Here is a 13,908-nt window from a genome sequence, read left to right as displayed (position 1 = left end):
AGCGCATCGCTGCGTTGCGCGGTGCTCGCTTCCTCGCCTAACTCATTGTGATGTCTCGGTCGCTGCGCTCCGTGCGCCTGGCGCTGCGCCCGCTCGCGACGGTCGTGCAGACCTTCCCTATGGCATGTTTGCACCTAAGGCGGTGCGCCCACTGTGGGCGGCGCTGGAATTGGGTGTGCCGTTTACGCACGTTTCTTGGCCCAACCAGGGTGGGGCGACGCGCACCCACCGGCCGATGGGGTGGGGCCATTGGCGCGTTCTTGGCCCTACCAGGGCGGGGCAACGCGCACTCCCGAGTTTTTGGCGCTCAATCCCAACGGCCACATTCCAGTGCTGGTCGATGAGCGGCCCGAGAGCAGGGTGGTGGTGTGGGAGTCGAAGGCGTGTGCACTCTATCGGGCGCGGCACCATGGTCGCGGTGACGGCACCGACATCGCGCCGGTCATGCCGCCGGAGGCGCCGAGGCCCTGCGCTGGGCGTTTTGGGCCATGACGGAACTGGAGGCTGATGCGCTGACGGTGCTGATGCACCGCATCGGCTTGCCGCCCGAGCGGCGCAATGCCGACAAGCTGGCGGAGGCCGAGCGCCGATTGCGCGGGCCGCTGGCGGTGCTGCAGGCGCACTTGCAGGCACAGGCGCAGCGTGGCTGGCCCTATCTGGCCGCTGAGCGTTTCACCATTGCCGACCTGTGCGTGGCGAGCGTGGCCAATTGGTCGCGCCCCTCTCTGGAGCTGATGCATGCTTTCCCGCGCGTGCACGATTGGGTGCAGCGCTGCCATGCACGACCCGCTTATCAGGCACTGAAGGCTGCCGCCCGGTCCTGAGCGCATAAGCCCGGCACGGCCGGTGTCCGGCGGCGCTGCGGTGGCGATTGGCCTTCAACCCGGCGTGCCCAGCGCCGCCACGGCGGCCATGCCGCTGCGCACCGCCCCCTCTAGCGTGGCGGGGTAGGGGCCGTCGATGGCGTCCCCGGCAGCCACCAAAGCGGGCGCGATGCATGTGGGAGGACGTTGCAACGCCGGGGTACACGCGAAGGTGGCGCGCTTTTCGATGGCGGCGTGCAGCACGAGCGCGCTGTGCAGGCCCAGCTGCGCGGCGCATTGCCTCTGCACGGCGCGCACCAGCGCCGCGCGGTCGGTGCTCAGCGTCGCGTCGGGGGCGCTGGCGACCAGGGCCAGGTAAGGCTGTGGGGAGTTGCTGCGTCGGTGCAGAAAGGCAAACTGGGCTGGTGCGTGGCGCGGATCGCTGCGCAGTGCCAGCACCGGGGCGTCAGCAGGCCAGTGCCAGTTTGCCGGTGCGCGCACATACACGGTGGCGATGGGCACATGCGTCAACCCCTGCGCCAGTCCGATCCAGCGTGTGATGGCTTGCTTCACGTGGACAGGCAAGCGGTGTCCGAAGCCCTGTGCACTGCATGCGGCCGCCACCGGGGCGGGGTGAGGGGCTGCCGCATCGGTGGCGGTGGGCAGGGCGGGGGGTGGCGCATCGAGTGCTGTGGTCTGCGTCCCAGCGTCCTCTGTATCGGCGGCCACGGTGGCCAGCAGCCGTGCGCTTTCCCACACGGGGCTGGCCAGGATCAGCGCGTCGCTGTCATACACCGTACCGTCGGCCAGTATGACCGACCACCCGCGGTTCGCGCGCCGCAGGGCGGTGACGCGGGCTGAGGTATGCAGTTGAGCGCCGCCGCGCGCCAATGCCGCAACGGCCGTATCCGGCAGCAGCGCGCCCAGGTCCACCCGGGGCAGCAGCAGGTCGCTGGGCGCCAGCGGCGGCTGGGCCGGCCCCAGCAGCGCATCGTGCAGGACGCGCAAAAACACCGCGCCGCTGGCCTGCTCGGGCGGCGTGTTCAGGGCAGCCACGCACAGGGGTTCGAACAGCTCGTCCCGCACGCGCGTCGGCAGCGGGCGGCATAGGTCGGCGACGGTGGCGCCGGCATCGCACGTGTAGCCGTGGCGGCGCCAGCGTAGCGCAACGGCCAATGCGGTCAACCGTTCGCGCCAGCCATGGCCGCGCATGCGCAACAGTGCCAGCGCGATCGCCAGCGGTGCCAGCGCACGCGGCAGCCGCGCGTTCCACGCAGGCAGCGCCAACCCAGAGCCGTCCGGGTAGCGCACGGTCAGCGGGATGCGCTGCAGGGCGCGCTGGGGATCGACACCGACGCGGTTGAGCAGCGTCAGGGTCGCGGTGTAGGCGCCGATCAGCAGGTGCTGGCCGTTGTCCAGCGCCCACGGCTGGCCGCTGGCATCGCGCACCGTCACGCGCCGCGCACGGCCCCCCCAGCGCCGCGAGGCTTCCAGCACCGTCACCTGCCAGCCTGCATCCATTGCCGCAATGGCTGCTGCCAGTCCGGCCCAACCACCGCCGACAATCGTCAAGCGCTGACCCCTCATAGCTGCCCCAGCGCCTGCACTTTCCACGCCAGCCAGAATTTGCGCAGCGGCGTCAGCGCCACGCGCTGCGTCAGCACCAAGCCCGGCTCACGGGCAATCTCGCGCAGCAGCGCGCGGTAGATGCTGGCCATCATCAGCCCGGGTTTTTGCGAGCGGCGGTCGGCCGACGGCAGCAGGGCAATGGCCTCGTCGTAGGTGGCCAGCGCGCGTTCGATCTGAAAGCGCATCAATGCCTGGAAGCGCTGGGCAAAATCCGGTCCGGCGCCCACGCCGCGTTTGAGGATTTCGTGCGCTCGCACATCGAAGCGTTGCAGCTCATCGATGGGCAGGTACAGCCGACCACGCAGCGCGTCTTCGCCCACGTCGCGAATGATATTGGTCAGCTGCAGCGCCAGTCCCAGCCGGTGCGCGTAGGCGGTGGTGTCGGGATCGCTTTGACCGAAGATGCGTGCGGACACCTCGCCCACCACGCCTGCCACCAAGTGACAGTAGCGCTGCAGCGCCGCGAAGTCCAGATAGCGGCTCTGATGCAGGTCCATTTCGCATCCGTCGATGACCTGCAGCAGCGGCTCGGGCGTCAGACCGTAGACGGGAATGTGCGGCTGCAGCGCCTGCAGTGCCGGATGCTGCGGACGCCCCTGTGGGGCAAACGCCAGCGCCACCTGCTGGCGCCACCAGTTGAGCTTGGCCTGCGCCACATGCGGGTCGTGCACCTCATCGACGATGTCGTCGATTTCGCGGCAGAATGCGTAAAACGCGGTGATGGCGGCGCGCCGCGCCGGCGGCAGAAACAGAAAGGCGTAGTAAAAGCTGCTGCCCGCCGCCGCGGCACGTTCCTGCGCGTAGGCCAGCGCAGACGGCGGCATTGCCACAGCAGGCTCCGTGGGCCGGCGGGGCAGCATCGGGCTCATGGAGCCTCCCGTGCCGCGCTGCCGCGGGCACCGTGCAGGGCAGGCGCCCACCAGCGGCGCGTTACGCGCATGGTCTGCACGTACAGCGGCGGCACCACGAACAGCGTTAGCGCCGTGGACACCAGCAGTCCCCACACGATGCTGGAGGCTACCGGTCCCCACAGCAGGCTGTGGCCGCCCAGTCCAAAGGCCAGCGATGCCAGCCCGCCGATGGTGGTGGTGCTGGTGATGAGCACTGGCACCACGCGCCGCCGCGCCGCCCACAGCGCCGCGTGAATGATGCTCATGCCCGCGCGCAGCCGCTCGTTGGCCGCGTCGATGAGCACGATGGCGCTGTTGACGGCGATGCCCGTCAGCGCAATGACGCCGTACAGCGTGTATAGCGACAGGGGATTGCGCGTGATGGCCAACCCGATGGCCACGCCGGCGAAGGCCAACGGCACCGTCACCAAAATGAGCAGCGGCTGTCCGTAGCTGCGAAATTGTGCAGCCAGAATCAAGTAAATCAAGCCCACCCCCAGCAAGAACAGCTGCTGCATCGCATTCAGGCTTTCTTCGATGTCTTCGAGTTCACCGGAAAAATCGAGATCGACGCCCGGGTGCTGCAGTCGCATCGACTCCCACGCGGCTCGGATGCGCCGGTTGGCTTCGGCGGTGTCAAGGATCTCCTTGTCGAGGTTGGCTTCTACCGTGATGGTGCGGCGCAGATTGTGGTGGCGGATGAAGCCGCGCACCGGCGCGATGTCGGCCTGCACCAGCTGCCCCAATTGCGTGATCTGCCCGTTGGGCAGCGCCACCGGCGTGCGCAGCAGTGCCATCGGGTCGGGCAGGGCCTCGGTGGGTTCCGGATGGCGCACGCGCAGCTCGATTTTGTCGCCGCCGTCGCGCGTAAATGCCACCACCTCCCCGTCGATGGCCAGCCGCACCAGTCGCGCCACTTGCGCCACGGGCACCCCCAGTTGACGAGCGGCGTCGGCGTCCACCTGCAGCCGCAGCTGAGCACGGCCAGGAACGTTGTCGTCTTGCACATCGCGCGCACCGGGCAGGGCGGCAATCACACCTTTGATCGCGTCGGCGGCGGCTTGAATGCGCTCGAAGTCATCACCGCGCACCTTGACGCTGATGGCCTTGCCCGCGGGCGGTCCGCCCGACAGCAGCGTAAAGCTCTTGCGTCCCGGGCCGGGCAGGCGCTCGATGTCGGCGCGCATCGCCTCCACGATGTCGCGCACCTCGCGGCTGCTGGGCGTGCGCGGATTGAGCGACACGAACACCTGCCCGTAGTGGTCACCATAGACGGGTTCGGTCTCGGTGAACTTGAGGCCGGCGGTGGAGGTGACGGCGCGCGCCTCGAGGCCAGCGTCCGCGTCGCCCACCCCAAGCAGACGGGCGCGCACCGCTTGCTCCACCCGCTCCACTTCGGCCAGGGTTTCTTCCAGCGATGCGTTGGCGGGCATGTCCACGTTGACGTAAAAAGCCCGCACGGGGTCGAAGGCAAAAAACTGCACCCGCACCACGCCAGTGACCACCAACGTCGCCGCACCCACCAGAATCAGCCCCGCGGCGGCCAAAAAACGGCCCGGGTAGCGCAGCACCACCGCCAGCGCCTGTCCGTAGCGCAGGCGCAGCGCCCGGTTGAAGCGCTTGCGCCACGCCTGCACGCGCGACGGCTGATCCAGCCGCAGCATGCTTACGTGCACGGGCATCATCCAGAACGCCTCCAGCAACGAAATCAGCAGCGCCAGCGTCACCACGAAGGGGATGACAAACATGAATTTGCCCACGATGCCGGGCAGCAGCATCAGCGGCAAAAACGCTGCCAGCGTCGTGGCCACCGAGGCCAGCACGGGCTTCCAGACCTCGGCAATGCCGTCCAGGCTGGCGACCAGTGCCGCCTGGCCGCGCTCGATGCGGTAGTAAATCGCCTCCACCACCACCACCGCGTCGTCCACCAGCATGCCCAGCGCAATCACCACGCCCAGCAGCACCGAAATGTTGAGCGTGTAGCCCAATGCGTGCAGCACCGCAAACGTGCCCAACAACGAAAACGGAATGCCCAGCGCTACCAGCACGCCGATGCGCCAGCCCAGAAACACCCAGCACACTGCCAGCACCAACAGCACACCGTACAGCGCGTTGGTCTGCATCACGTCGATGGCTTCACGTGTCGGAATGGTCTGGTCGTCGGTCAGCGTCAGGCGCAGCCCCAGCGGGGCCAGCGCGGCGTTTTCGCGCTCGATGTAGGCGCGGATGGTCTCCAGCAGCGCCAGCGTATGGGTGCGCGCCTTCTTGGTCAGCGCCAGCGAGATCGTGGGCTGTCCGTCCATCGATGCCAGCTGGCTGGGCTTGCCGCGCGCGCGCTCGATGCGCGCCACCTCCCCCAAGCGGGCGCTGACGCGCGGCTGGGTAGCCGACACCACGGGCAGCCCTGCGAGCTGCTGCGGGTCGAGCGTGACGCCGCTGACGCTGACCGACCACAGCCCGTCGCGCGTGCGCAGCGCGCCAGCGGCCGTGTCGCGCCAGAAACTGCGCAGCGCATCGGCCACATCGGCGCCGGTCAGGCCGCGCGCCGCCAGCGCGTACGGGTCGGGCTGGATCAACAGCTCGGGCTCGCGCAAGCCCGAGGCGAACACCTGATCCACTCCGGCCAGCCGCTCCAGGTCGGCGCGAATGCGCCGACCTTCGCGTCGCAGCACCTCATCGTCGGCTTGTCCGGCCAAGCGCAATATCGCGGTGGGAAAGCCATTGGAGGTCGAAATCTCCAGCACGCGCGGCTCTTTGGCGGTTTCGGGCAGTTCGGCGCTGGCTTTGTTCTGAATTTCGCGCCGCAGGTCGTTCATGCGCTTGTCGAAGGTGCGCGCGTCGATGTCGCGAAAGCGCACCAGCATGCTGGAGACGTTTTCGCGCGAGTTGGAAATGACGAAGCGCACGTCGGCCACGCCCTTGATGGCGTCTTCCAGTGGGTCAGTGATCAGCCGCTCGACCTCCTCGGCACTGGCGCCGGGCAGGACCGTGGTGATGTTGACCCAGTTGAAGTTGATTTCCGGGTCGCGCTCGCGTGGCAGGCTCACGTAGCCCAGCAGGCCCAGCGCCATGACCACCACGAAGGCGATGTTGGCCAACGGGTGGTTGGTGATGAGAGCACGCAGCAGCCGCATGGGGTGGGGTCCTTAGGGTTGCTGCGGCGCGGCTGCTTCTACCACCCGCACCGGCTGCCCCGGCTGCAGTGCCTGCTGGCCTTGCACGATCACGCGCGCGTCTGGTGCTAGACGGGCCGGCGCGGCGCGGCCTTCCTGTGCGGAGGGCAATGGCACCCAGCGCGCGCGCGGCTCGGATCCCGAGTCGTCCAGTAAAAATACGCCCAAGGTGTCGCCGCGGCGCACCAGCAACGTGGGCGGCACGTGCGGCTGGGCACTGCGCCAGCGCAATTCGCCGTCACTGCCTGGGGGCAGTTCCGTGGCGCCGATGGGCCCCAGACGGACCGTGCGCAACCGGTTGCCACTGGCCAGGGCCGCCGTGGCGCGCAGAAAACGCAGCGGCACGGTGGTGCCCTCCCGTGTCACGAACTGGATGTCGCGCGCTTGTTGCAGGTCGCGCGCATCGGCGTTGCTCAGCTGTGCCTGCACTTCGGGCGCGCGCAGCTCGGCCAGCACGAACAGGGGCGTGCCGCTGGCCACCACTTCTCCCTGCTGCGCCAAGCGCTGCATCACCGTGCCGGCAAAAGGCGCTCGGATGGCGGTTTTGCTCAGCTGGTGTTCGGCGCTGCGCCACTGGGTGTGCGCGCTGCTGGCTTCGGCGCGCAGCAGCGCGACTTCCGTTTCACGGGCGTTGAGCGCCTCGGCCGACAAAAAACCCTCGGCTTGCAGTTCGCGGGCGCGGCGCAATTGGGTTTCTCCCAGCGCCAGGCGCGCTTGCGCCGCCTCCCATGCCGCATGGGCGCGGTCACGGGCAAGCGTCAGGTCGGTGGGATCTAACTGGGCCAGTACGGCGCCGGCTGCCACCGTCTGGCCGACGTCGGCCAGCCAGCGCTGCAAGCGCCCGCTCACCTCTGCACTGATGCGTGCCTCGTTGCGCGGCAACAGCTGTGCGGGGACGCTGTGCAGCGGAAATTGCTGCACGCTCGACCAGGGCGCAATATGCACCGCTGCCGCTGCGGCCCGGGAAGGGCCAGCCGGCGCGCGATCAGTTCCCGGGCTGCTGGCGTTGCCAGCCAGCGGCCCCAGCAGGCCAAGCCACAGCAGGGCAATGCCCCAGCGGGCCGCCCGGAAAAGCGGGTCAGGGTTCATGAGGTTTCAATGACCAGTAAAGGATGTAAGGAGGATGGTGCGAGCGGTCGGACCCCGGGTCGGTGGCGCCACAGCGCCCGCCACAGCAGACGCGCCGCGTCGGCCGTGCGCAGCCGCGGGCGCTGGTGGCGGGTGTGCCCCCCGCTGCGCCAAATGCATTCGCCGATTCGCCAACCGCCTTCCAGCGCCAGGCGCAGTTCCCAACCGAAGCGACCGCCCAGCCGCTGGGGCAGTGACCAGCCGCGGGCCAGCAGCGCCAAACCCCAGCCTGCCAGTTCGCGCACCGCGCCCGCCAGTCGAGCGTCGTCCCAGGTAGTGGGCGGCAGGCTGGGGTCCAGACCGTGGCGACGCAGCAACGTATCGCACAGATAGCAACGCCCGCGCGCCAGATCGACGCCCACGTCCTGCGCCATATTGATGAGCTGCAGCCCATTGCAGATGGCGTCGCTGTCGGCCTGCGCGGCACCATCGTGCACGCGGGCTAAGTGCAGCAACAGTCGCCCCACGGGCTGGGCCGAGCGACGGCAATAATCCAGCAACTCTGCTTCGTCGCGCCAGCGCCGCGCAGCGGCTTGCCAGCGCACGTCTTGCTCGAACGCATCGAGCAAATCGAGCAGCGGCTGCAGCGGCAGCGCGTGCTGCCGACGTGCCCGATCCAGCGCCACCCAGAGCGGCTGCCACGCAGCATCGGCCTGTACAGGCCGGTCTTGCCACAACGCCGTCACCGCTGCTCGCAGGGCCTGCAAGGCCGCCAGCCGCTGCGCCGCGCTCGCGTTGCCCTCGTCGGCCAGGTCGTCTGCGGTGCGCGCGAAGGCGTACAGCGCGCGCACGGCATCGCGCCACGCCGGTGGACACAGCCAGGACGCGACGGGAAAGTTCTCATAATGATCGACACCATGGGCCCACGCCATGCCGCGATGGTGCCACAGCCGCAGGGCCCAGAGACGCCAATCGGGTTTATCCGATTGGTGCCAACATGCGAGCTGGTGCAGAATAACGCTTTTTGGAGATTCCCTACGGGGTCTCTTGGGGGAGGCGCTGGGCGAGCCGGTGTGCTTTGGTGCGGCAATAACCGACATCGGTCGCGCCGCCCGGGGGGCTGTCGCCACGGAGACAGCGTCACAGAGGCGAGGGTGTATCGCGGCGATACCGCCCGACACATCAAAAACAGGAACAGTTCACAAGAACAGCAGCACGACGCGGTTGCCATGCGGCACGTCATCGACCACCTCGAACACATTCAGCGGCTCACGCGTGGGCGCGACCGCGATCGTATCGACACCACGCTGGTCGAGGTGCTGCGTTCGCTGCTCGATGCGCGGCGGGTGACGTTGTGGCAGGTCGTCCCCGGCGACGATGGCGAGCGGCTGTGGATGCGCGTGTGGGCCGAGCAGGGTATAGCGGTGCCGCAGTCGGCCTCGCCGCTGGCGGTGCTCGAGCATGGCCCCACGCTCGCCAGTGAACCCGTCATGGTGCAGGCGCTGGCGCGGCGGCGCCCCGTGGCGATTGCTGGCGAGGGTGGCTGCCGCATCGTCGTGCCCATCGTCACCGACAGCGACGATCGACTGATCGTCGTCGTCGAGTATGACGCCGCCGGCGGAGAGGGCCCCCATGCCGACACCAGTGGCGCCACCACCGACTGGCGGATACGGCTGGTCGAAGGGCTGGCCCGTATCTACGAAAACTTCGTCAACGTGCTGGATGCCAGCGAGCGCGACTCGCTGACGGGCCTGCTCAACCGCAAGTCGTTCGACGACACCTTCTACCGCGCCACCCAGCCCGCTGCGGGTGACAGTGGCAACACCGATGCGCGCCGACAGCGTACTGGCGGCAACTACTGGTTGGCGGTGGTGGACGTCGATCACTTCAAGTCGGTCAATGACCGCTTCGGGCATCTGATTGGCGATGAGGTGCTGCTGCTGATGGCGCGCATCCTGCGTAGCACCTTCCGCCACGATGACCGCGTCTACCGCTTTGGTGGGGAGGAGTTCGTGGTGCTGATGCGGGCCGCCGACGCGGACGCCGCGCGCGCTGCATTGGAGCGCCTGCGCGCCCAGGTCGAGGCCTATCCGTTCCCCCAGGTCGGGCGTATCACGGTCAGCGTCGGCTACACGCGCCTGCGCGAGCACGACACGCCGTCGGACGCGTTCGAGCGTGCCGACCGTGCCGTTTATTTGGCCAAGAGCCAGGGGCGCAACCAGGTGCGTGGCTATGAAACCGACGTCGAACCGGCGGAGATGGGCACGGCCCCTCGCGGATCTGAGGGGGACGTCGAGCTGTTCTGAATGCCATGGGGCCGGGTAGCGCGGACAGTGGCTGCCGTCCCCGGGGTGCGCCTTGGCTGACGCTACAATCGGAGTTTCGACGAATAAGCCAAGCGCGCCGGCCGGCGCGCGGCGCGCGGGTGGCGAAATGGGTAGACGCACCAGGTTTAGGTCCTGACGCCAGCGATGGCGTGGGGGTTCGAGTCCCCCCCCGCGCACCAGCGAAACAGCACTGACCCGACGCCGCCGCTCGTGGACCACTGCCCCCTTGTACCGCGATGATTTTCGACGGCGCGTTGCCGACTTGGCGCGATCTGGCCTCGGCCGCCATCTTCGGCGTCGTCTACCTGGGCATGTTTCTGGGCGGGCTGCCGCGCCTGCAGCTTGACCGCACCGGGGTGGCGGTGCTGGGGGGCATTGCCATGACCGCCGTGCACGGCTGGAGCGTGCCCGAGGCGGTGGAAGCAATCGACTGGCCGACCCTGGCGTTGCTCTTCGCCTTCATGCAGATATCGGCCCAGCTGCGGCTGGGCGGCTTTTACGTGGCCGTCACGCGCGCCGTCGGGGGGTGGCCACTGCCGGCCCCGGCGTTGCTGGCGCTGCTGCTGGCGGTGGTGGCGGCGCTGTCGGCAGTGTTTTCCAACGACGTGGTGTGTCTGGCGGTGACGCCGGTGGTGGTGCGGATTGCCTGGCGGCGCGGGTGGGACCCGGTGCCGTGGCTGGTGGGGGTGGCGTGCGCGGCCAATATCGGTTCGGCGGCCACACTGATTGGCAATCCGCAGAACATGCTGATCGGCTCCGTGATGCAGGTGCCGTTTAGGGCATACCTGCAGGCTGCTGCGTTGCCGGTGTGGCTGGCCCTGCTAGGGCTGTGGGGGTGGCTGGTGTGGCGGCTGCGGGGCGAGGGTGGGGGCGCGCGTTGGGTGGCAGCGGCGCCCGGGCCGCTGGCGGGTGATGGGATGCAGGACGAGCCGCCGTTCGATCGTTGGCAGTCGGCCAAGGGCTTGGTGGTGGCCGCGGCGTTGCTGGTCGCTTTCTTGTTGACACCGTGGCCGCGGGAGGTGGCCGCGTTGGTGGCCGCCGGTATCTTGCTGTTGAGCCGTCGCTTGCACTCGTCGCAGGTGATGGGGCTGGTGGACTGGCCACTGCTGCTGCTGTTCGCAGGGCTGTTTATCGTCAACCACGGCTTCGAAGGCACGGGGATGGCGGCGCGTGCGCTGGCGTGGCTGGCTGCCCAGGGCATCGCACTGGCCGATCCCCTGGTGCTGGCGTTGGCGGGGGTGACGCTGTCGAACCTGGTGTCCAACGTGCCGGCGGTGATGCTGCTGTTGCCGCATTTGGCCAGTCAGGATCAGGCGGTGACGCTGGCGCTGGTCAGCACCTTCGCAGGGAACCTGTTGTTGGTGGGCTCGATCGCCAACCTGATCGTTGCCGACTTGGCGGCGCGCGACGGCATCGTCATCGACTGGCGGCGCCATTTGCGCGTGGGGCTGCCGGTGACGGCGATGAGCTTGGTCGCGTGGTGGGTGACGCTGGGGATGGCGGCCCGCTAGCTGGCCGCGCGGCGTGGACCCAGGGGGGGCTGCGCCGTCCACGGTGGATGGCGCAGCCACGGACCCGGCTGCGATGGCTGCGACGAACCCTACCGTGGGCGCGCCGGAGCGTGGCGGCAGGCGGTGGCATTCGGCCAGATTACAATAGACGGTTTACCAGTGGTCTGCGTCGGCTGGCGTGGGCGGGTCAAGTCAAGTTCTGCCGCCAAATTCTGCCGCTGAGGGCTGGCGTTGGGCTGCGGGGACGGTGCGGCGCTGGGTGCACCCCCGCACGTCCGCGCGTGGGTTGCTGTTGCTGAATTCGGGATTTGCCTTCGGCCAGATCCCCCTTTTCCCTCTTACAGGAGTCATCATGGCAGTCAATGTCGAAACCCTGGACAAGCTGGAGCGCAAAATCACGCTCGAGCTGCCGCTGGAGGCGATCCGCAAAGAAGTGGATGAGCGCCTGAAGCGCCTGCAGCGCCAGGTGAAGATGGATGGTTTTCGTCCCGGCAAGGTGCCGTTGTCGGTGGTGGCGCAGCGCTACGGCTACTCGGTGCAGATGGAGGTGATGAACGACCAGGTGGGCGAGGCGTTCAGTCGCGCCGTCGCCGAAGCGCAGCTGCGTGTGGCCGGGCAGCCCCGCATTACCGAAAAGGACGGTGCGCCTGAAGGTGTGCTGGCGTTCGAAGCGGTGTTCGAGGTCTTCCCGGAGGTCAAGCTGGGTGACCTGTCGGCGCTGGAGCTGGAAAAGCTCGACGCCGCGGTGGATGAAGCCGCCATCGAGCGCACACTGGAGATTTTGCGCAAGCAGCGCCGCACCTTCCATGTGCGTCCGGACGGTGAGCCTGCGCAGGATGGCGACCGCGTCACCATCGACTTCGAAGGCAAGATCGATGGTGAGCCGTTCCAGGGCGGACAGGCCACCGACTTCAGTTTCGTGTTGGGCGAAGGCCAGATGCTCCAGGAGTTCGACGACGCTGTGCGCGGTATGAAGGTGGGCGAGTCCAAGACCTTCCCGCTGGCATTTCCCGAGGACTACCAGGGCAAGGAAGTGGCGGGCAAGACGGCGGACTTCCTGGTCACGCTGAAGAGGATCGAGCAGCAGCAGTTGCCCGAAGTCGATGAGGCGTTCATCAAGTCGCTGGGCATCGAAGCGGGCACGCTGCAGGCGCTGCGCGAGGACATTCGCCGCAATCTGGAGCGCGAGGTCAGGTTCCGCCTGCAGGCACGCAACAAGACGGTGGCGCTGGAGGCACTGTCCGCCGCAGCCGAGCTCGAGCTGCCTAAGGCTGCTGTCGAGGCCGAAACCGACCGCCTCATCGAGCGCGCCCGCAACGACCTCAAGCAACGCGGTGTCAAGGACGCCGACAAGGCACCGATGCCGCGCGAGCTGTTTCAGCAGCAGGCCGAGCGCCGGGTGCGCCTGGGGCTGGTGGTGGCCGAGCTGATCAAGGCCAACAACCTGCGCGCCACCCCCGAGCAGGTTGACGCCCACCTGCGCGAACTGGCCTCGTCTTACGAGTACCCCGACGCGGTGGTGAACTGGTACAAGTCCAACCCGGACCGACTGGCGGAAATTGAGGCCATCGTGCTGGAAAACAACGTGGCCGACTTCATTTTTGGTCAGGCGCGCGTCACGCCCAAGACCATCGGTTTTGCCGAGCTGATGGGGCAGGGCTGAGGTCAGCCGACGGGCGTGGGGCGGTGACCGGCGCGTCGGTGTGTTCGGCGACGGTATTGGCCCGGGCGTCGGCCACGGGTTAGTGACCCGAGCGGCGGGCCTGCGCAACGACACCCCCGAAGGGCGGACACGGTCCGCCCTTTTTGCTGGCGCATCCGCTGCGCTGGCGCGCAAGCGGTTACAGTAAGCCTTCAGAACACCTTTTTTCGATACGGAGCGGACGACGCATGAGCGCACTGGACGTACAGAACCTGGGCCTGGTTCCGATGGTCATCGAACAATCGGGCCGCGGGGAGCGGGCCTACGACATCTACTCCCGCCTGCTCAAGGAGCGGGTGGTGTTCCTGGTCGGCCCGGTCAACGACCAGACCGCCAACCTGGTGGTGGCCCAACTGCTGTTTCTGGAGAGCGAAAACCCCGACAAGGACATCTCGCTCTACATCAACTCGCCCGGCGGCTCGGTCAGTGCGGGCATGGCCATTTTCGATACGATGAATTTCATCAAGCCCGATGTGTCGACGCTGTGCATCGGTATGGCGGCCAGCATGGGCGCGTTTTTGCTGGCCGCTGGCGCCAAGGGCAAGCGCTTTGCGCTGCCGAACTCGCGCGTCATGATCCACCAGCCGCTTGGCGGTGCCCAGGGGCAGGCCACCGACATCGAAATCCACGCCCGCGAAATCCTGCGCCTGCGTGCCGACCTCAACCGTATCCTGAGCGAGCGCACCGGTCAGCCGCTGGAGAAGATCGAGCGCGATACCGAACGTGACTTCTTCATGTCGGCCAGCGAGGCCGCCACCTACGGCCTGGTCGACAAGGTCATCGACAAACGGGCGTAAGCGCCCCC

General features: G+C 68.0%; 11 protein-coding genes and 1 tRNA gene. 7 read left to right on the top strand and 5 right to left on the bottom strand.

What is annotated here, in order from left to right; genetic code table 11:
- Window positions 1–153 precede the first annotated feature (153 nt).
- Entirely contained in the window at window positions 154–492 is a 339-nt protein-coding gene (locus tag V7Z54_RS03595) for a hypothetical protein (protein WP_334134410.1), read from the top strand.
- Window positions 489–824 carry a glutathione binding-like protein gene (locus V7Z54_RS03590; protein WP_334134409.1) on the top strand — a complete coding sequence of 112 codons (336 nt, stop codon included), beginning with the start codon at window positions 489–491 and terminating at the stop codon, window positions 822–824. The genes V7Z54_RS03595 and V7Z54_RS03590 overlap by 4 nt, the downstream gene beginning before the upstream one ends.
- A 54-nt stretch (window positions 825–878) precedes the next feature.
- Here the strand turns inward: V7Z54_RS03590 and V7Z54_RS03585 are convergent, their stop codons facing one another.
- Genes V7Z54_RS03585 through hpnC form a run of 5 tightly spaced genes read right to left on the bottom strand, consistent with a single transcriptional unit; the run spans window position 879 to window position 8,495 of the window.
- Window positions 879–2,375 (bottom strand): hydroxysqualene dehydroxylase, encoded by a 1,497-nt coding sequence (locus V7Z54_RS03585; protein ID WP_334134407.1) that lies wholly within the window; start codon window positions 2,373–2,375, stop codon window positions 879–881.
- A gap of 11 nt (window positions 2,376–2,386) precedes the next feature.
- Complete coding sequence (gene hpnD, locus V7Z54_RS03580; protein WP_334134406.1) at window positions 2,387–3,256, bottom strand: presqualene diphosphate synthase HpnD; 870 nt, start codon at window positions 3,254–3,256, stop codon at window positions 2,387–2,389.
- Window positions 3,257–3,297: 41 nt separating this feature from the next.
- Window positions 3,298–6,456 carry an efflux RND transporter permease subunit gene (locus V7Z54_RS03575; RefSeq protein ID WP_334134405.1) on the bottom strand — a complete coding sequence of 1,053 codons (3,159 nt, stop codon included), beginning with the start codon at window positions 6,454–6,456 and terminating at the stop codon, window positions 3,298–3,300.
- A 12-nt stretch (window positions 6,457–6,468) separates the two neighbouring features.
- Complete coding sequence (locus tag V7Z54_RS03570; RefSeq protein ID WP_334134403.1) at window positions 6,469–7,584, bottom strand: efflux RND transporter periplasmic adaptor subunit; 1,116 nt, start codon at window positions 7,582–7,584, stop codon at window positions 6,469–6,471.
- Window positions 7,581–8,495, bottom strand: a complete 915-nt coding sequence (gene hpnC / locus V7Z54_RS03565) for a squalene synthase HpnC (RefSeq protein ID WP_334134402.1) — start codon at window positions 8,493–8,495, stop codon at window positions 7,581–7,583. Before hpnC ends, V7Z54_RS03570 begins: the two co-directional genes overlap by 4 nt.
- A 297-nt stretch (window positions 8,496–8,792) precedes the next feature.
- Between hpnC and V7Z54_RS03560 the strand changes: the two genes are divergently transcribed.
- The 5 genes from V7Z54_RS03560 (at window position 8,793) to clpP (ending at window position 13,900) form a co-directional block, all read left to right on the top strand.
- On the top strand, window positions 8,793–9,869 hold the full coding sequence (locus V7Z54_RS03560; protein WP_334134401.1) for a GGDEF domain-containing protein: 1,077 nt from the start codon (window positions 8,793–8,795) through the stop codon (window positions 9,867–9,869).
- Window positions 9,870–9,982: 113 nt separating this feature from the next.
- Window positions 9,983–10,069 (top strand) — tRNA-Leu (locus tag V7Z54_RS03555).
- Window positions 10,070–10,126: 57 nt separating this feature from the next.
- Window positions 10,127–11,401: an SLC13 family permease gene (locus V7Z54_RS03550; RefSeq protein ID WP_334134399.1), complete on the top strand. Its 1,275-nt coding sequence runs from the start codon at window positions 10,127–10,129 to the stop codon at window positions 11,399–11,401.
- 352 nt (window positions 11,402–11,753) lie between these two features.
- On the top strand, window positions 11,754–13,064 hold the full coding sequence (tig, locus tag V7Z54_RS03545) for a trigger factor (RefSeq protein ID WP_334134398.1): 1,311 nt from the start codon (window positions 11,754–11,756) through the stop codon (window positions 13,062–13,064).
- Between the two features lie 227 nt (window positions 13,065–13,291).
- Window positions 13,292–13,900, top strand: coding sequence for an ATP-dependent Clp endopeptidase proteolytic subunit ClpP (gene clpP / locus V7Z54_RS03540; protein ID WP_334134396.1), 609 nt, complete (start codon window positions 13,292–13,294; stop codon window positions 13,898–13,900).
- The last annotated feature ends 8 nt before the right edge of the window (window positions 13,901–13,908 follow it).

The organism is Tepidimonas sp., assembly GCF_036824975.1.
Lineage (GTDB): Bacteria > Pseudomonadota > Gammaproteobacteria > Burkholderiales > Burkholderiaceae_C > Tepidimonas.
Note: the sequence above shows the minus strand (reverse complement) of the source record. Positions and strands in the feature narration are given on the sequence as shown.

Coding starts and splice junctions, on each gene's coding strand:
- V7Z54_RS03590 (WP_334134409.1), top strand. CDS start 489: ATGACGGAACTGGAGGCTGATGCGCTGACGGTGCTGATGCACCGCATC.
- hpnD (WP_334134406.1), bottom strand. CDS start 3,256: ATGCCGCCGTCTGCGCTGGCCTACGCGCAGGAACGTGCCGCGGCGGCG.
- V7Z54_RS03575 (WP_334134405.1), bottom strand. CDS start 6,456: ATGCGGCTGCTGCGTGCTCTCATCACCAACCACCCGTTGGCCAACATC.
- V7Z54_RS03570 (WP_334134403.1), bottom strand. CDS start 7,584: ATGAACCCTGACCCGCTTTTCCGGGCGGCCCGCTGGGGCATTGCCCTG.
- hpnC (WP_334134402.1), bottom strand. CDS start 8,495: ATGGCGTGGGCCCATGGTGTCGATCATTATGAGAACTTTCCCGTCGCG.
- V7Z54_RS03560 (WP_334134401.1), top strand. CDS start 8,793: ATGCGGCACGTCATCGACCACCTCGAACACATTCAGCGGCTCACGCGT.
- V7Z54_RS03550 (WP_334134399.1), top strand. CDS start 10,127: ATGATTTTCGACGGCGCGTTGCCGACTTGGCGCGATCTGGCCTCGGCC.
- tig (WP_334134398.1), top strand. CDS start 11,754: ATGGCAGTCAATGTCGAAACCCTGGACAAGCTGGAGCGCAAAATCACG.
- clpP (WP_334134396.1), top strand. CDS start 13,292: ATGAGCGCACTGGACGTACAGAACCTGGGCCTGGTTCCGATGGTCATC.